The organism is Devosia sp. CN2-171, from assembly GCF_049354815.1.
Taxonomy (GTDB): domain Bacteria; phylum Pseudomonadota; class Alphaproteobacteria; order Rhizobiales; family Devosiaceae; genus Devosia_A.
In genome coordinates this window covers 3,408,840-3,425,704 of the sequence record NZ_CP186479.1, presented here as the reverse complement: position 1 = coordinate 3,425,704, position 16,865 = coordinate 3,408,840, and the positions used below count along the sequence as shown (strand labels likewise).

The 16,865-nt window shown below is 61.2% G+C and carries 15 protein-coding genes; 12 read left to right on the top strand and 3 right to left on the bottom strand.

Annotated elements, in window-relative coordinates:
* Nucleotides 1–22 precede the first annotated feature (22 nt).
* Nucleotides 23–1,645, top strand: a complete 1,623-nt coding sequence (locus ACOYW5_RS17010; protein ID WP_423066079.1) for a GMC family oxidoreductase — start codon at nt 23–25, stop codon at nt 1,643–1,645.
* Between the two features lie 36 nt (nt 1,646–1,681).
* A complete protein-coding gene (locus ACOYW5_RS17005) occupies nt 1,682–3,133 on the top strand; it encodes an NAD-dependent succinate-semialdehyde dehydrogenase (protein ID WP_423066078.1) in 1,452 nt (483 codons plus the stop codon).
* A gap of 122 nt (nt 3,134–3,255) precedes the next feature.
* Here ACOYW5_RS17005 and ACOYW5_RS17000 read toward each other — a convergent pair whose 3' ends face one another.
* Both ACOYW5_RS17000 and ACOYW5_RS16995 read right to left on the bottom strand, forming a co-directional pair.
* Nucleotides 3,256–3,615, bottom strand: coding sequence for a hypothetical protein (locus tag ACOYW5_RS17000; RefSeq protein ID WP_423066077.1), 360 nt, complete (start codon nt 3,613–3,615; stop codon nt 3,256–3,258).
* Between the two features lie 78 nt (nt 3,616–3,693).
* Nucleotides 3,694–5,148, bottom strand: coding sequence for an aldehyde dehydrogenase family protein (locus ACOYW5_RS16995; RefSeq protein ID WP_423066076.1), 1,455 nt, complete (start codon nt 5,146–5,148; stop codon nt 3,694–3,696).
* Nucleotides 5,149–5,550: 402 nt separating this feature from the next.
* Here ACOYW5_RS16995 and ACOYW5_RS16990 point away from each other — a divergent pair, with 402 nt between their 5' ends.
* From ACOYW5_RS16990 to ACOYW5_RS16960, 7 genes are all read left to right on the top strand, one after another.
* Nucleotides 5,551–6,294, top strand: coding sequence for an SDR family oxidoreductase (locus ACOYW5_RS16990; RefSeq protein ID WP_423066075.1), 744 nt, complete (start codon nt 5,551–5,553; stop codon nt 6,292–6,294).
* Nucleotides 6,295–6,414: 120 nt separating this feature from the next.
* Nucleotides 6,415–7,317: an SMP-30/gluconolactonase/LRE family protein gene (locus ACOYW5_RS16985; RefSeq protein ID WP_423066074.1), complete on the top strand. Its 903-nt coding sequence runs from the start codon at nt 6,415–6,417 to the stop codon at nt 7,315–7,317.
* A 60-nt stretch (nt 7,318–7,377) separates the two neighbouring features.
* Nucleotides 7,378–8,163 carry an SDR family NAD(P)-dependent oxidoreductase gene (locus ACOYW5_RS16980; RefSeq protein WP_423066073.1) on the top strand — a complete coding sequence of 262 codons (786 nt, stop codon included), beginning with the start codon at nt 7,378–7,380 and terminating at the stop codon, nt 8,161–8,163.
* The gene (locus ACOYW5_RS16975) at nt 8,048–9,529 is read left to right on the top strand and encodes an NAD(P)-binding domain-containing protein (protein ID WP_423066072.1); all 1,482 of its coding nucleotides are present in this window, start codon (nt 8,048–8,050) and stop codon (nt 9,527–9,529) included. Before ACOYW5_RS16980 ends, ACOYW5_RS16975 begins: the two co-directional genes overlap by 116 nt.
* Nucleotides 9,522–11,084, top strand: a complete 1,563-nt coding sequence (locus ACOYW5_RS16970; protein ID WP_423066071.1) for a sugar ABC transporter ATP-binding protein — start codon at nt 9,522–9,524, stop codon at nt 11,082–11,084. The genes ACOYW5_RS16975 and ACOYW5_RS16970 overlap by 8 nt, the downstream gene beginning before the upstream one ends.
* Nucleotides 11,081–12,334, top strand: a complete 1,254-nt coding sequence (locus tag ACOYW5_RS16965; protein WP_423066070.1) for an ABC transporter permease — start codon at nt 11,081–11,083, stop codon at nt 12,332–12,334. Before ACOYW5_RS16970 ends, ACOYW5_RS16965 begins: the two co-directional genes overlap by 4 nt.
* 161 nt (nt 12,335–12,495) lie before the next feature.
* Nucleotides 12,496–12,837, top strand: a complete 342-nt coding sequence (locus ACOYW5_RS16960) for a cyclophilin-like fold protein (RefSeq protein WP_423066069.1) — start codon at nt 12,496–12,498, stop codon at nt 12,835–12,837.
* An 83-nt stretch (nt 12,838–12,920) separates the two neighbouring features.
* Here the strand turns inward: ACOYW5_RS16960 and ACOYW5_RS16955 are convergent, their stop codons facing one another.
* On the bottom strand, nt 12,921–14,312 hold the full coding sequence (locus tag ACOYW5_RS16955) for a helix-turn-helix domain-containing protein (protein ID WP_423066068.1): 1,392 nt from the start codon (nt 14,310–14,312) through the stop codon (nt 12,921–12,923).
* 139 nt (nt 14,313–14,451) lie between these two features.
* On the opposite strand from ACOYW5_RS16955, the gene ACOYW5_RS16950 reads away from it, so the two are divergent.
* The 3 genes from ACOYW5_RS16950 to ACOYW5_RS16940 all read left to right on the top strand — a co-directional run bounded on the left by ACOYW5_RS16950 (nt 14,452) and on the right by ACOYW5_RS16940 (nt 16,648).
* The gene (locus ACOYW5_RS16950; RefSeq protein ID WP_423066067.1) at nt 14,452–14,679 is read left to right on the top strand and encodes a hypothetical protein; all 228 of its coding nucleotides are present in this window, start codon (nt 14,452–14,454) and stop codon (nt 14,677–14,679) included.
* Between the two features lie 38 nt (nt 14,680–14,717).
* A complete protein-coding gene (aceA, locus tag ACOYW5_RS16945; RefSeq protein ID WP_423066066.1) occupies nt 14,718–16,013 on the top strand; it encodes an isocitrate lyase in 1,296 nt (431 codons plus the stop codon).
* A gap of 182 nt (nt 16,014–16,195) precedes the next feature.
* Nucleotides 16,196–16,648, top strand: coding sequence for a cyclophilin-like fold protein (locus ACOYW5_RS16940; RefSeq protein ID WP_423066065.1), 453 nt, complete (start codon nt 16,196–16,198; stop codon nt 16,646–16,648).
* Nucleotides 16,649–16,865 lie beyond the last annotated feature (217 nt).

Sequence of the window (16,865 nt, the reverse complement as noted above, 5' to 3'; positions counted from 1 at the left end):
TCTCATGCAAGAGGAACGTCGCGTGGCCGTCTACGACTACATTATCGTGGGGGCCGGCTCGGCGGGCAGCCCGCTCGCACGGGGCCTGTCCGACGATCCCCAGAATCGCGTCCTGCTGATCGAGGCGGGCCCCTCCTCAGACCGCTTCTGGGTGAACACGCCTGCCGGCATGGCCATGCTCTACTTTGACCGAGAGGTGAACTGGAACTTCTACACCGAGCCCATGGCGAAGCTGCACGATCGCCGGATGTACTGGCCACGCGGCAAGATGCTCGGAGGATCAAGCAGCCTCAACGGAATGATTTTCATCCGAGGCCATCGCAACGACTTCGATAGCTGGGCAAGGCTCGGCAACTCCGGATGGGGATATGACGACGTCCTGCCCTATTTCCGCAAGATGGAGCGTTATGAGGGGGGAGACGACCAGTACCGGGGCAGCTACGGCCCGCTGCACATCACGGATCCGGTCATCAAACAGAACAGCAGCTTCGATTTCATCTCCGCCGCAACGAAGACCGGGATTCCGTTCACTGAGGACATGAACGGGGCCGTCCACGACGGCGTCGGGTTCATCCAGCATAATATCGACAAAGGCCGCAGGCACTCCGCCTACAAGGCCTTCGTCGAACCTGTCCTCAACCGGCCAAATCTCACCGTGCAGACGAAATGTGAGGTGCAGCGCGTCCTGTTCAACGGACGCGTGGCGACCGGCATAGAAATTGTCAGGGACGGACGCCGAGAGACGATTCACGCTGCGCGCGAGGTAATCCTCTCTGCAGGTTCGCTCAAATCACCACAGATTTTGATGCTCTCGGGCGTAGGGTCGGCGGCCGAACTCAAGCAGCACGGGATCGATCTGGTGCATGAGAGTCCCGGCGTCGGCCAGAATCTGCAGGATCACTTCTACATCCATACGGGGTATCGCTCGACGCCCGACAGTTCGTACAACGCCAACCTGTCCGGACTGCGCAAGTATTGGGAGGGCTTCCGCTACCTTCTGACGGGACACAGCTATCTCGCGCTCGGTTCATCACAGGTTGCGGCCTTCGTCAAAAGTCGGCCCGAAGAAGAATACGCGGACCTGCAGATCAGCTTCCGGCCCATGTCCTTCAAGTACTTCCCCGACGGCACCGTCGCGGTGGACCGTCACCCAGGACTTGGCGTTTCGATCTATCAACTCCGCCCGCGGACAACGGGGACGGTGACGCTTCGGTCAGCTAACCCCTCGGATCCGGGGCGATACACGCCGAATTTCCTGACCGACGCGGATGATGTTCGGGCAGTCATTGCCGGCATTCGCAAAGTACGGGAGATCATGTCGAGCGAGCCGATCGCCTCGCGCGTGACTGCGGAGGAGGTCCCGGGCCCTTCGCTACGGACCGATGAGCAGCTTTATCAGTACATGCAGGCGACCGGCAACTCGGCCCATCACCAGGTCGGTACCTGCAAGATGGGCAGTGATCCAATGGCGGTGGTCGATGATCGGCTCCGTGTTCGCGGCGTCGAACGTCTTCGCATCGTCGACGCTTCGATCATGCCGCATCTGACCTCCGGCAACACAAATGCCCCCACGATCATGATCGGCACCAAAGCTGTCGACCTCGTCCTCGAGGATCGGTTGCCTCGGCGTTCGATTGCCAGCTGAAGATCCAACTTGGGCTGTCCTTAGGAGAAAGTGCCAATGGCAATGGGAATCAAGAGCGCGGGCCGGATTGGCCTCTACATAGACGGCGAGTGGATTTTCGATCGCCCCAGCGCGTGTGAGGTGCGGAACCCAGCGACCGAGAAGTTGATCGCTGTCGTACCCGGCGCAACTACGGATGACGTCGACCGGGCCCTTGGCGCCGCGGATCGTGGCTTTCGCGTGTGGCGAGACACACCGCCGCAGCAGCGAAACATCATTATTGCGAGGGCAGTCGCCCTCGTGCGCGCCCGCCTCGAGGAAATCGCCCAGGCCATCACGCGTGAGAACGGCAAGCTGATTGCGGATGCTCGTATTGAAGTCGAACGATCAGCAAGTTTTTTCGACTGGGACATGGCCCAGGCCCTTCGCGCCTACGGCGTGATTGTTCCTGGTGAGGCCCAGATGCAGAAGATGATCCTGCGGCAACCGATAGGGCCGGTGGTCGCGTTTACGCCTTGGAACGTGCCGCTCAGCGCCCCATCACGCAAGATCAGCGGAGCGTTGTGCTCCGGGTGCTCCATCATCATCAAGCCTGCGGGCGAAACGCCAACCGCTGCAGTGATCATGACCGAGTGCTTCGAGGAAGCTGGGCTACCACCCGGCGTGCTCAATCTGGTGTTCGGTAAGTCTGCGGAGATCTCTCCCGTTCTGATCGCTTCCCCGATTTCCCGGCTGGTTACGCTCACCGGTTCGGTGCGGGTGGGCAAACAGCTATCGGAGATGGCGGGCGCCGCTATGAAGCCCGTGCTGATGGAGTTGGGCGGACATGCGCCGGTCATCGTGTGCGAAGGCGTGAACCCTTCTGAAGTCGCGCGAAGGGCCGTGCGTAGCAAGATCCGGATCAATGCGCAGTGGTGCGCTGCGCCTGGTCGGTTCCTGGTGCACCAGAGCATCTACGAGGACTTTGTCGCCGCTTACGCCCAAGAGGCACGATCGGTCCGCGTGTCCGATGGCCTCGACCCCGCCGCCGAACTCGGCCCGGTTACAAGCGCCCGCCGTCTCGACGCAATGCAACACCTCGTCGATGACGCCGTAGCACGCGGTGGTCGGGTTGCCGTCGGTGGCAACAGGGTCGGCGACCGTGGCTACTTCTTCGCCCCTACCCTGCTCACTGACATTCCTCTCGACGCCGCGATAATGATCGAGGAGCCATTCGGTCCGGTTGGAGCTTGCGTGCCGTTTGCGACTTTGGACGAGGCGCTTGCTATCGCCAACAGTCTGCCTGTCGGGCTGGCATCTTTTGGCTTCACCAACAGCCTCGAGGATGCGGAGCGGCTGAGCCGCGAGCTGGACGTGGGTGTACTGTCCATCAACCACTTCGGCGCCCCGGACCCGGACACGCCGTTTGGCGGTGTCAGGGATAGCGGCGTCGGTCGGGAGGGAGGGCCCTGGAGCCTCGACTCCTATATGACCACCAGGACAATCCTGCAGTCGACCGCACGGGTCTGAAGTCGGGCGGCGCTCCGAGGGGAGCCCATTTGCGAAGACGCTTTGGTTGAATAGTCGTCGGCCGGGGGATCAACGCCGGCCCTAACTCAATCCGACGCCCACCAACTACGCCGCTGCTGTACCTAAGAGCGATGCTCGTGGATGGCGACCCAGTCGCCGGCCACCTTGTGGAGCACAATCGTGCTCGTCACGTAAGTTGGTTCGAGCCCTGCAACTGACCAAGTCTTCATGACCAGGCGCTGCGTCACTATTGCTATGTGTTGGACCAACGCCACGTGCTGGTGTGTCGCCCCGAACTCGACCACCGGCAACAGTCGGTCGCGGTTGCCCCCGCTGTGGACCAGCCCCAAATACTGGTGCGGGGTTGACGGGACGTAGTTGCACTCGGGCGCAACAATCGTGGCGTTTGTGGCAAAGCGCGAGGCGTAAGCATCCGACCGACCGCCTGCGAAGTCGTCAACTATCTTGGTTGCGGCCTTCATGGCCTGTACCCTCAACGGCGGCACCGTGTGCCCCCCATAGCCTGCCTACTGCGGCTGCTCCGCGCCATCCCGGCACCTTCAGTAGGCGAGCTCCGGCAGCAGGCCTGCTTCATCTTCGAACCCAAAGACCGACTTGATCTCCAAGTATTCCTCGAGACCGAATACACCCATTGACCGCCCGATTCCGGACTGCTTGTAGCCACCCATCGGTGCGTAAGAGTTGGTGTTAGCGCCGTTGAAGCTGATCCTGCCGGCACGCAGGCCGCTGGCAAATTCATAGCCACGAGTGCGGTCGCCGCTGAAGACATAGCCACCGAGTCCAAAGACCGAATTGTTTGCGATCTCAAGTGCCTGTTCCTCACTCGAATAAGGTATGACGGCAAGGACCGGGCCGAAGATCTCCTCTCGCGCGATCGTCATCTGAGGATCGACGTCCACAAACACCGTAGGCTGCGTGAAATACCCTCGGTTGAGTCCAGCAGGTCGTCCAAGCCCCCCTGCGACAAGCCGCGCACCTTCGTCCAGCCCGGCTTGAATGTACCGTTGCACGCTCTCGAACTGGGCGGCGTTGACCAGCGGCCCCATTGTGGTTTCGGCTACACGGGGATCGCCCAGCCGGTACTTGTTCACCTCATCGACGAGGTACGGCACCACCGCTTCGATTTGACCCTCGTGGATGAGCATGCGCGTCGGGGCGTGACAGGACTGGCCTGCGTTGGTGAAGCAACGTTGGATGTTCCAACGCGCTGCTTTTTCAAGATCGGCGTCCTTGAGCACAATGTTGGCCGACTTGCCGCCCAACTCCAGCGAAACGCGCTTCACGGTTCGCGCCGCAGCCTCACCGACCTTTATTCCGGCACCCGTAGAGCCGGTGAAGGACACCATGTCGACATCCGGATGCGAAGCCAGCGCCTCCCCCACCACCCTGCCGCGGCCGATCACCAAGTTGAATACACCGGGAGGTGTACCAGCCTGATCGAGGACCTCGGTCAGGACAATTGCACTCAACGGTGAGGCGTCGCTGGGCTTGAGCACCATCGTGCAGCCAGCCGCCAGCCCATAGATGAGCTTGATGACGGGCGTTTGGACTGGCCAGTTCCAAGGCGAAATGAGCGCACAAACACCGATCGGCTCGCGTCGGACGATGGTGTCCGCCAGCCGTGTCTCGAAGTGATACTGCTCAAGCAAGTCACGGGCGACTTTCATGTGGCCGACCGGCCCCACCGTTTGGGCACGCATGCTGATTGGGATGCCCACCTCCTGGGCCATAATCTCAGCAATCTCGTCTTGCCGCGCCTCGTAGGCGGCAATAATCCGGTCGATCAGCGCGATCCGCTCCTGAACACTGGTGCGTGAGAAGCTCGCGAATGCGCCCCGAGCGGCTGCAACGGCCCTGTTGGCATCCTCGACGCCACCACCGGTACTGATCGTGGCAAAGGCCTCTTCAGTAAAGGGGTCGATCACCACCCTCTCGCCGCCAGCAGACGGTTCCACCCAGCTGCCGCCGATATAGAGCTGTCGGTAGTTCTTCATCTTACAACTCCGTCGACTCTGCGCTTCAGCCGTCGTCTTCCAGAACTCACCATTTGTTCTGCGGACGCAAAAGCCGGAAATGATTGTTCGGCGCACATGGATCGCTGACGAGCTTGGATACCGGTCCAACCCCGGTAGGTCGAGACTCTAATCGGCCCTTATCTTTGCTTCTGCCGCAAAAATCTTTTGCCGTGTGTCAAGTAGCGCCTCCCCTGGCATGGGGCTAGTCTGGTTATAAGCACGCCGCAGAGGACGATCGTCCTCCGACAGGCGAACGCGTGGCCAGGGCAAAGAACATCACAGCTCGCACACAACGAGTAGATGGTGCCGCCAGGCCTAGGTCCGTCCGGACCGAAAGCGGCTGCAGACAAAGAGCCAAACGGCGTAGGTGGGAGGACAACTTTGACGGAATTGTCGGGAAAGACGGCGCTGATTACCGGAGCGCTCGGTACTATTGGGCGGGCTCTGGTGAAGAGCTATGCCGAACAAGGTGCGAGCGTCATTGCCCTTGACCGGCCAGACGCGGAAGGTGCCGTTGCGACGCTCGCGGCAATCGCTCCCGGCATTCGCTATTTCGGCTGCGACCTTGAGGACCTTGTTGGTACGCAAGCGGCAGTGACCGAGTTGGTCAAGGAAGTCGGTGGGGTCGACATCCTGGTCAACAATGCCGCGTATGTGCACAATCGTCCCTACGACGCATTCAGCATCGAAGAATACGAGCAGGAGTTGCGCATCAACTCCAGCGCGGCGTTCGTCCTGAGCCGTGTGGTCAGCACCCACATGAAGGAGCGCCGCCAAGGCAGAATCATCAACCTCACGTCAATGACGCTGACCGGCCATTGGGACGGCTTCGTGCCTTATATCGCCTCTAAGGGGGCGATGCTCGGGCTGATCAAGGGCTTCGCGCGCGAGCTTGGATCGTTTGGCATTACCGTCAACGGCATATCGCCTGGCGCGGTGATGTCCGAGGCAGAGTTCCGGCACTACGGTGACCGGCAAGAGGAATACCACAACTGGATCCTCGAGCGCCAAAGCGTCAAGCGGCGCATCGAACCAGCCGACATCGCCAACCTCGCCGTCTTTCTGGCTTCGCCACGCGCTGATCTCATCAGCGGCCAGAACATACAGGTGGATGGCGGCTGGTAGCACGGCCGTGGGCGTTCAAGGCGCCCCGTAGAGCCGCGACCGCAGAAAATAGGCCGGGGAGCCGATGAGGGTCCGGGCAACACATGCGACGTTCGCACAAGGCAGCTGAGGAGGTGTCTGATGACGACGTTGAAGGCGCAGCACTTTACTGACGACTTCATCTTTCTTGAGGGGCCTAAGTGGCGTGAGGGTGAGCTCTGGGTGTCGGACGTCTTCGATCATCGGGTCTACGCCATCGCCGCCGATACCAGCCGCAGGGTTGTGTGCGAAGTTCCGCAAAGGCCCTCCGGACTCGGCTTTCTGCCCGACGGATCGCTGATCATAGTTTCGTCCAAAGACCGTCGCCTGCTCAGACTGAAGGAAGGGCACACAACCGAGTATGCTGACCTCAGCAGCCATGCGACCGGCGACGTGAACGACTTCGCCGTCGATCCAATGGGACGAATATATGTCGGCAACTTCGGCTACGACTACGACGCCGGCGAGCCGCGAAAAGCCACTTCGCTGCATCGCGTTGATCCCGACGGATCAATAACTGAAGTCGCCACGGGCGTCGAATTTCCCAACGGGTCGGTGGTGATCGACAACGGCCGGACCCTCGTGGTCGCTGAGACCTGGGCCGGACGGGTTACGGCCTTCGATATCGATGATGAAGGGCGGCTAAGCAACCGCAGGCTGTTCGCCGACATGCCAGGCCGCGAGCCGGATGGGATCTGCGCCGATGCCGAGGGCGCAATCTGGGTCGCCTGCTTCAATACTGGCGAGTTCGTAAGGGTGCTGCACGGAGGAAAGATCACTCATCGGTATCGAGTTGAAGGACGGGGGGTTTCCTGCACGCTTGGCGGGCCGGACGGCCGGCAGCTCTTCCTGAGCGCATACCTGGGTCCTGTCTCGGATTTGGTCCAAGGACGGCGCCTGGGTACGCTTTTGATCGCCGAGGTGGATGTTCCGATGCAAGATTTCGTTCCGGCGACCCTAAAACATGCGGTGTCGAGCAGCGAGATGGCTCTGCGCGCTACATAACAACACAAGCGCGGGCAAAATCGGTCTGCGAACGGCAAGGCATAGTGAGGGGGAATGAGTATGCGGTTGAAGGATAAAGTCGCCATTGTTACCGGCGGAGCGTCAGGTATCGGCAGGGCAGCGATTGATCTCTTCGCCAGCGAAGGCGCAAGCGTCGTTATTGCCGACATCAATGCCTCCGCCATTGAAGCCGCCGTCGGTGAGCTGCGCAACGCTGGTCACAAGGCCGCGGGCCACATGTGTGACGTGACACGGCGCGAGGACACTCACGAGTTCATGAAAATGGTGCATGCCGAGTTCGGTCGCATCGATGTGCTGGTCAACAATGCCGGCATTACCCGCTATCGGCCCTTTGCCGAGGCGACGAGTGAGGATTGGGACGCCGTGCTCGGCGTCGACCTTAAGGGCGTGTTCTTCTGCTCCCAAGCAGCTGCACCATTCATGCGGCGGCAGGGCTACGGCCGCATCGTCAACATCTCATCGGCCCTCGGTACCGGCGCGGCGCCGCACAACACGGCCGGTTCACCTGGCGGGAGTGCCGCCTACGCTTCGGCCAAGGCTGGCGTCATAATGCTGACCAAGACGCTGGCTCGCGAACTTGGGCCTGATGGGATCACCGTTAATTGCGTGGCCCCTGGCACATTCCTCACCCCGATCTCTGCTTCGAACCGGACGCCGGATGAGGTCGAGGAACACCTGGAGCACCGACGCAGGAACCTTCTCTTGCGGCGTGTCGGCACCCTGGACGAGTTGGCTTCTGTCATCCTGTTCTTTGCCTCGGATCAGGCAAGCTACGTCACCGGCCAGACCCTCAGCGTGGACGGTGGACGATCCGACAGGATGTAGGCGAGCCGTGGAGCAAGAAGGAGGACGACGTGAGACAGAAGATCGTGAAGTGGAACAAGTGAGCGTCGGCTATATCGGGCTTGGCGCCATGGGAGGGTCCCTGGCGCGTCATCTGGTCGCCGGTCACAACCTGGCCGTGTATGACCTCAACTCTGAAACTCTCGCCAGCTTCACCGAGCTTGGCGCTCGTGTTGCAGCGTCCTCCCGCGACCTCGCGGCAACGACCGATATAGTCATCATCTGTTTGCCGAGAAGCTCCGATGTGGAAAGGCTTCTCTTCGGCGAGAATGGGATCGCATCGGCGCTCTCGCCGGGCCAGCTCATAATCGACCAGACGAGCGGCGAACCCGCACTCACCGCGAAACTCGCCGGCAGGCTAGCAGAGGGCGGCGTCCTCTACATGGACGCTCCTGTTAGTGGCGGTATCCCAGCCGCGCAAAACCGCTCGGTTACGATAATCGCCTCCGGTTCCGAGGCGGCTTGGACGCGGGGCGAGGTCGTCTTGCGCGCCATGAGCACCAAGGTCTTCCGTTGCGGCGCCCGGGTTGGTGACGGGCAGGCGATGAAGCTTGTCACCAACGGCATAGGTGCTTGTTACCGGTTGGCAACGCTCGAAATGGCGACGCTATGGTGCCGCTTCGGCTTGCCGCTCGAACAGTTTGTGGCAGCACTCAACGCCAGCGCCGGTGCCAATTTTACTTCGCGCAACATGCTGATTGGCTTGGTCGAAGGCAGGCCGACCACGAACTTCAGCATGCCGCTCATGGTCAAGGACCTTAACGGCATCATCGATGTAGCCGCCAGGCTCGGTATTCCCATCCCACTCACCAGCACGGCGCGGAGCCTGATGCAGGGTGCGATCGGCTTGTTCGGCAAGGAGGCACGCCTCGAAGACATCGTCCCGTTCACCGAGATGTTGTCCTCAGTCGGCCTGAGACCCGCCCATCGCACGGAAGGGATGAACCTTCCCTCCGGACTCACGCCGAGTGAGCTCTCGACTTTGCTGATTGAGGCTATCGTCGCATGCAACGTGATCGGGGTTCTTGAGTGCACCCGCGTCGGACTGGGCTTTGGGCTTGAACTCGAGGCAATCGCCCGCGTCATCGACATGGGGTCTGCCTGGAGTGAAGTCGCGCAACCTCTGCTTTCTGCACTCGGAGCCGATGGGTTCGACCCCGGAAGGTACGCTGCTGAACGCATGTCGCTCGCCGCGACGTCCAGTCTGGCGCGGCAGGTCGGACTGCCCTTCATCGTGGCCTCGCTCGCCGAGTATCTCTGGTGCAACCTCGAGATCAGTTCGGAAGTTGGCGTCGGGGGAGCACCGACGCCGTACGGGACCAAGTTTCGGAGCGCCATCCATGGTTGACATCGCACCGCTCATGCGGATCGAGGGGGTGGTCAAGGCTTTTCCCAATGGCACTCTCGCCTTGAAAGGCGTCGACCTGGATATTGAGCGTGGCAAGGTACATGGCCTTCTGGGAGCCAACGGCGCCGGCAAGTCAACTTTGATCAAGATCCTATCTGGGGCCTATGGCGCGACCTTGGGGCGCATCCTTTGGAAGGGTAACGAGGTAACCTGGGCCACTCCGAAGGCCGCCAACGAGATGGGCATCGCAACCATCCATCAGCACATTCCGCTCGTTCCAACACTATCGGTCATGGAGAATGTGTTCCTCGGCGACAGCAGCCGAGGATGGCGCCGCGGCAGGCAATACGAGCGGAGGTTCGAGACCATCTGCTCAACAATCGGGTATGATATCGACCCTAACGATCTGGTGGGCGACCTGCCAATCGGTAAGCGCCAGATGGTCGCCATCCTTCAGGCGGTCGGCGCGGGCGCCGATCTCATCGTCATGGATGAACCTACCGCATCCCTTGCTGCAGAAGAGCGCGAGCTGGTTTACAGCACCGTTCGGAATCTCTCTGCGCAGCAAGGCAAAGCGGTCCTCTTTGTCTCTCACTTCCTTGATGAAGTGATTGCCCTCACCGATTGCGTCACCGTCCTCCGCGATGGACAGGCGGTGCTCAGAGCCGACACCAAGGATCTGGACGAGGCGCGCATCGCCGAAGCGATCGTGGGTCGTCAGATCGTCGCCCTCGAGGCTGGTGGCCTCGCCCGTGCAGCAGCTGCTGCCCGCGACACTACGCCGGCTCGGCCGCTGCTCGAGCTTAGCCATCTCAAATCCGGCGAGGCAAAGCTGGCTGAGACAAATCTGACGCTGCACGCAGGCGAAGTTGTCGGCGTCGCCGGACTGCTCGGGTCTGGTCGGAGCGAACTGTTGCACGCTATTTTCGGCTCAGATCCCTGCGCCAGCGGAGGCGTGGTGCTCGATGGTGTGAATGTTGGACGTTCTCCGTCCGCCGCCGTGAAGAGTGGTTTGGCACTGGTCCCCGAAGACCGACTTCGGCAGGGTCTCGTGCCTGACTTTGAAATATGGCGGAACACCACGCTGCCGGCGCTCGACCGTGTCTCCTGGCTGAAATGGATGCCGGTGCGCTCGCGGGAAGTCGAGCGGGGTGCTGACGCCATCCGGGAACTGAAGATCAAGGCCCAGTCGCCCGACATTCTCGTGAGCGAGCTGAGTGGCGGCAACGCACAGAAGGTCACCATCGCCAAATGGCTGTACAGCGATGTGAAGGTGTTTCTGCTCGATGAGCCGACCGCTGGCATCGACATCGGTGCCAAGACCGACATCCTGTTCCTCGTGCGCAAACTCGCTGAGACCGGCGTCGGCGTCATCATCGTGTCCTCCGAGTTTGAGGAGCTCCTCGCGGTCAGCGACAGGATCATCGTGATGCGTGATGGGCAGATCGTGGCTGAGCGCATGGTCAATGAGACGTCGGAACATGAACTAGTGCTGCTGGCGGGAGGGCAGACTCCCGAAAAGCAGCACGTGACCCCCACGAGGCACGTGACATGACAGTTAACGCAAACAGCCCAGACTTTCCGGCCGCGCCCCCAGCAGCTTCCCCAGCTGAAGGCGGCGCCGCGACATCGACAGGACCATCGCCTGGCAATCTGCTGGTCGGTGAGTGGCGCCGGATCCTCAGCCTGCGGGAGATGGGGGTCTACTATGCCCTCATTCTCCTCGTCGTCGTCCTTTCCTTGGTCACGGGATACCTGGGCAAACCCAACTACCTGAGCGCGCTCAATCTCACCAACATCCTCTACCAGACCTCGCTCGTTGGCATCGTCGCCGTGGCGATGACGGTAGTGCTGATCACCGGCAATTTCGACCTTTCAGTCGCGTCAGTGGGCGCTCTGTCAGCGGCCGTCCTCATTGGAACAGCGGACGTCATCGGTTTTTGGCCGGCGGTGTCTGTATCGCTGATGGTGGCGGTCGCAGCCGGACTCTTCAACGGCATCATCGTGCAGTACCTCAAGATCAACGCCTTCATTGTGACCTTAGGCAGTCTGACGGCCATCCGTGGGCTTGTGTTGATCTATACCGATGGCCGATCTATTTCGACCAAGAACCCGGAAGTGCTGGACGCAATGAAGGCGTTCGAGTCCGGTCGCATCGACATAGGGTTTGTTGTCCTGGGTATCGGTATCGTCATGTTCTGCGCAGGCCTACTACTGGCGTATATGCGAGCGCGGCGCGGCGGACTGCTCAACCCTGCAGCGACCGGTCTCTCATTGGGCGGGATAGTTCTAGCGGCAATCGGCTGGCTTGGCGGGTCTCAGCTTGCCGTGGGCAAGCCTGTAATCTACATGGCGATCTTCACCCTCAGCGTATGGTTCGTCCTCAATTTCACCAACGTCGGACGCCGGATCTATGCAGTGGGCGGCAACCCTGAGGCGGCACGGCTTTCCGGCATTAACGTCACACGCTACAGGCTCCTTGCCTTCGTGTTTTGCAGCGCGGCGGCGGGCTTTGCCGGCATCCTGTTTGCAAGCCGACTGAGGTCTATCAATCCGGCGGCCTTGTCAGGACAGGAACTGACCGTCATCGCGGCGGCAATCCTGGGCGGTACTTCATTGTTTGGCGGCGCCGGCAGTGTCATCAAGACGCTCGCGGGTGCACTCCTACTCTACACGTTGACCAACGGGTTCAACATCACGAACCTCGGTGCCAATTACCAGGGGCTCATCGAAGGCTTAGTGGTGATCACCGCGGCTGCGATCTATACCGTTGGCGGAAACAAGCGGCGGTCAAAAACCGGCTGAAACAGTAAGCCTGGGCTCGAGTGTGGCCATCCTTCCGCTAGCTCATGGCCGGTGTGGATGTCTGTCGGGCCACCTATTCGGCTTGGTCGGCGCGACGACCGTGAGCCGGCCAGACCGACTGTCGCGGCCTGACGGCCATTTGTCCAACCGGAGGATCGCAAATGTGGATGACGGTCGGCGAACATCGTTTCGCCCTCACCTTGGCCAACACCGAAGCAGCTCGCGCGTTCGCCGCCATGCTGCCGCTGTCGGTAGATATGGCCGACCTCAACAACAACGAAAAGCACGCGGATCTGCCGAAATCTCTGCCGACAAGCGCCAGCCGGCCTGGAACGATTCGCAAGGGTGATCTCATGCTGTACGGGTCAAGAACGTTGGTCGTCTTCTATCTGACGTTCGAGTCGTCCTATTCGTACACGCGTCTCGGCCGAGTGGATGACCCCTCAGGCCTGGCGCAGGCGCTTGGCCGGCAGGGCGCACGGGTCGCTTTTTCCAGGACGTAGACGCCGAAGTTACGCAGCTGTTGCGCCGCGGAACGATCGCGTTTCCCGACGTCCTCTGGTCCAGATCGATCGACCCGGAACGCTCATATCATCTTTCCGTAGATACTCTCGGGCCGCATGGCTTCGTCCAACCGGAAGCGATGATCTGCCGGCGGATGGGCCCGTTGTCCGCATTCCATCCGCGGACATATGCGACAGCCGACGCCAACCGGCACGATCTGGCCGGGATTGTTTAGGTCGATGCCGTCTGAGTAGATCATCTCCTTTGCATGCAGGATCGAGCAGCCGAGCCCGATCGAGAAGTGCCGCAGAGGCGCATTGTGACGGTAGTCACCCTTCGAGAATGCCCGCGCGACGCAAAAATAGCGCTCCCCGTCCGGCATCTGCGAAATCTGCACATTGATCCGCTCCGGACTCAGGAACGCCGTGTAGACGTTCCAGCGCGGGCAAGCGCCAGAGTGGCGCGGAATATGGATGCCCGAGAGCGAGAAACGCTTCGATATGTTTCCGGCAATGTCGGTGCGGACAAGGTGCAGCGGTATGCCCAGAGCCCCGGGGCGTTGAAGCGTTGTCATGCGGTGCGCCACCTGTTCGAAGCTCGCGCCAAACCGCCGCCCGAGCCGCTCGATATCGTAGCGATAGTCGCGGCAGGCACGGTGAAACGGCCCATAGGGCATGATCAGCGCCGCCGCGAAGTAGGCAGCCAGCACGTTTCGGCCGAGCGCTGGCGCATCCCCTTCCGGCAACTCGGCGACCAGCGCCCCAATCTCCGCATTGGCCGCCATCTGCCCCAACTGGTGGGCAATAAGGAAGGTCGCCGACTCTGCAGGCACGATGTCCGAAATCAGCAGCTGGTTGCGCGCCCGGTCATAGGTGCGGGCGATGCCGTGGGGCAGCGAGGCGAGCTTTGTCTCGGTGCCGAACACGTTGAACAGGTAAACGCGCAGGCCGTAGGCGAAATCATCGGCGCTGCTGTCGATATCAGCGCGGATGCGCTCGGCCGCCTCCTCCACACCGGCGAAGTGATTGGAGTGCTCCTGCAGGAAATCTGCGATGCGATCGGTCGCGAGGTGGAAGTGCTCGTGCTCGTCCTCGCGATTGACCGGAGCGCTTCGGTTCCCGGCGCGGAAGCGGGCGTAGAGGGTGAGCACGGCCCGCGCCGCAGCGGGGTTGGCGTGTGCGAGGTCGCGCACCTCGACATTTGTCATATCGCTATCGGCAAACACGTCGTCGCCGAACATCTCCATAAGGTCGCCGACCAGCCGGCCTTCGTCGCTATCGGCGAGTTCTCCGGGCTCGACACCAAAATAGCCTGCGACCTTAAGCAACAGCGGTACGGTGATCTTCCGCCGATTGTGCTCGATGAGATTGAGATAACTCCCCGAGATGCCGATAGCCGCTGCGAGGTCGGCCTGCGAGATCGACCGCTGTCGCCGCAATCGTCCGATCCGGCCCCCGATCTGCAATTCCTCCACGCGCTCCTCCTTTACAAGATTTACAGAACTGATCGTGCTGCTTTACAGCTGTTTGACCAGTTTTCCGGCGAGTACGCAGTCTTGTGTTGCGCTCGCATCTAATCTGTCAAATATTTACATCGCAAGCCAGGAGGATGCAATGACCAGGACCCGCTCAGAAACCGAGGAATTCGTCACCATCATCGCCCCCTCGACGGGCGACGCGATGCGGCAGTTCAAAGCCCAGGGCCTCGACCGCCAGGGCTTCGCCATCGCCGGCCGCATCGGGCAGCACCGGTTCTCGCTGGTTGACGGTCCCCACGCGGCCGATCCGTTCCCTGGACAGTCGCTGGTCGCCGCCACGTTCTCGCGGCGTGTTCCAGTCTAGCCGCATCGTTTTCGACACACCTCAGGAGGAGATTCCAAATGCTCGACAAGCCCACGCCCGCCGGAGCTTTCCCCGCCCCAGACTATGCCCCCGACCGCTGGCGCAACGTCGCCCGAACCTACACCCCAGCCGATGTGAAGAGGCTCGCTGGGTCACTCCCCATCCGACACACCCTCGCCGAGAATGGCGCGCGCCGACTGTGGCAGCTGCTCCAGACCGAGGACTTCGTGCCGACGCTGGGCACATTTACCGGCAACCAGGCAGTGCAGCAGGTGAAAGCCGGCCTGAAGGCCATCTATCTCTCGGGCTGGCAGGTCGCCGCCGATGCCAATTCATCGGGCAACATGTACCCGGACCAGAGCCTCTACCCGGTCGATAGCGTCCCGGCGGTCGTCCGTCGCATCAACAAGGCGCTGCAGCGCGCCGACCAAATCCAGGCTATGGAGAAGGCCGACGGCATCGCCACCACCGACTTCGACTTCTTCGTGCCCATCATTGCGGATGCAGAGGCCGGGTTTGGCGGTTCGCTCAATGTCTTCGAACTGATGAAGGCGATGATCGAGGCCGGCGCCGCGGCGGTCCATTTCGAGGATCAGCTCGCTTCGGAGAAGAAGTGCGGCCATCTCGGCGGCAAGGTGCTGGTCCCCACCGGCCAGTTCATACGTACTCTCAATGCGGCGCGTCTCGCGGCCGACGTGATGGGCGTTCCCACCCTCATCATGGCCCGCACCGACGCCGAGGCCGCGCGCCTCATCACCTCGGACATCGACCAGTACGATGCCCCGTTCGTCACCGGCGAGCGTACGCCCGAGGGGTTCTACCGGCTCAAGGGCGGGATCGACGCGGCCATAGCCCGTGGCATCGCCTACTCGCCCTATGCCGATCTCATCTGGTGCGAGACATCCAAGCCGGATCTTGCCGAGGCGAGGAAGTTCGCCGAAGCGGTGCGCAAGGAGCACCCCGAGCAGATGCTCGCCTACAATTGCTCGCCGTCGTTCAACTGGGCCAAGCACATGGACGAGGCGGCGATGCGGGTGTTCCAGCGGGAGCTAGGTGCCATGGGCTATAAGTATCAGTTCATCACGCTGGCCGGCTTCCACAATCTGAGCCTCACCACGTTCGAGCTCGCCCGCGGCTACGCCGCTGAGGGCATGGCGGCCTACTCCCGCCTGCAGCAGGCCGAGTTCGCCGCCGAGGTGCACGGCTTCTCGGCCACGCGCCACCAACGCGAAGTGGGCACCAGCTATTTCGACGCGGTATCGATGACGATCAGCGAAGGCAGGAGCGCCACAACCGCCATGGCCGACTCCACGGAACTCGCCCAGTTCCACTGAACAGGCCAGCGTCTGTGGCGGCCATCGCCACAGGCGCTCCATTCCTGCAGGGCCCGCGTCGATACACTGCTCTATTGATGCTGTAGTCCGATAAGTTCATGCGTCTACGGAGGTCTAATCAGACGGAGCCCGCGGTGCTAGATCTATTTGGGAGAAGTTACGACACACGCACGGAGAGCACAGTGAAACGCATAATCCTCTTTGCCGCCATCCTGGTGGCCGGGCTTACTTACTGGAGCGCCACCCACGCTCAGACCACTGATGGGCAGATCGTTGGTGCGGTCGTTCGGTTTACCGCTGGCTCGACGTCAGTGGACGTGACGATCGGCCAAGACAACCCAACCGTGAGAGACTTTCTCTCAATGCTCCCCCTCACCATGACGCTCGAGGAGTTCGCTGGGCGAGAGAAGATCGGCTATTTCTCACGCCAGTTGGACACCGAAGGATCGCCTGGTTCCGACCCCGAAGACGGAGACCTGATCTATTTCGCCCCATGGGGTAACATCGGCTTTTACTACAACACATCTGGTATCGATTATTCGGACAAGACTATTCACATCGGTAAATACGATGCATCGCGTGATGAACTCGAAGAACTCGAGGGTAGGCCGGTGACCGTGGAGATAGTCAGGTAATCGGGATCGATCGGGCGCAGCGAGCGAGCACGAGCATGATGTCGGGATGCGCCAATCGGAGGCATGGCTGCCATGGGCTTCAATGATGTGCCCTCGCATTTCTATGGCGTCCGCTCCGCAACCGGGATGATTTCGGCCTTTGGCCTCATGCCCGTGACAACTACCAAGACTCTGACATTCGCTGCGAGCGAACCGTCGAAAATGAGCCAGCGACGAC

Excerpts from the sequence above, each read along its gene's own strand:
- ACOYW5_RS17005 (WP_423066078.1), top strand. The coding sequence starts at position 1,682 with ATGGCAATGGGAATCAAGAGCGCGGGCCGGATTGGCCTCTACATAGAC.
- ACOYW5_RS17000 (WP_423066077.1), bottom strand. The coding sequence starts at position 3,615 with ATGAAGGCCGCAACCAAGATAGTTGACGACTTCGCAGGCGGTCGGTCG.
- ACOYW5_RS16995 (WP_423066076.1), bottom strand. The coding sequence starts at position 5,148 with ATGAAGAACTACCGACAGCTCTATATCGGCGGCAGCTGGGTGGAACCG.
- ACOYW5_RS16985 (WP_423066074.1), top strand. The coding sequence starts at position 6,415 with ATGACGACGTTGAAGGCGCAGCACTTTACTGACGACTTCATCTTTCTT.
- ACOYW5_RS16980 (WP_423066073.1), top strand. The coding sequence starts at position 7,378 with ATGCGGTTGAAGGATAAAGTCGCCATTGTTACCGGCGGAGCGTCAGGT.
- ACOYW5_RS16970 (WP_423066071.1), top strand. The coding sequence starts at position 9,522 with ATGGTTGACATCGCACCGCTCATGCGGATCGAGGGGGTGGTCAAGGCT.
- ACOYW5_RS16965 (WP_423066070.1), top strand. The coding sequence starts at position 11,081 with ATGACAGTTAACGCAAACAGCCCAGACTTTCCGGCCGCGCCCCCAGCA.
- ACOYW5_RS16960 (WP_423066069.1), top strand. The coding sequence starts at position 12,496 with ATGTGGATGACGGTCGGCGAACATCGTTTCGCCCTCACCTTGGCCAAC.
- ACOYW5_RS16950 (WP_423066067.1), top strand. The coding sequence starts at position 14,452 with ATGACCAGGACCCGCTCAGAAACCGAGGAATTCGTCACCATCATCGCC.
- aceA (WP_423066066.1), top strand. The coding sequence starts at position 14,718 with ATGCTCGACAAGCCCACGCCCGCCGGAGCTTTCCCCGCCCCAGACTAT.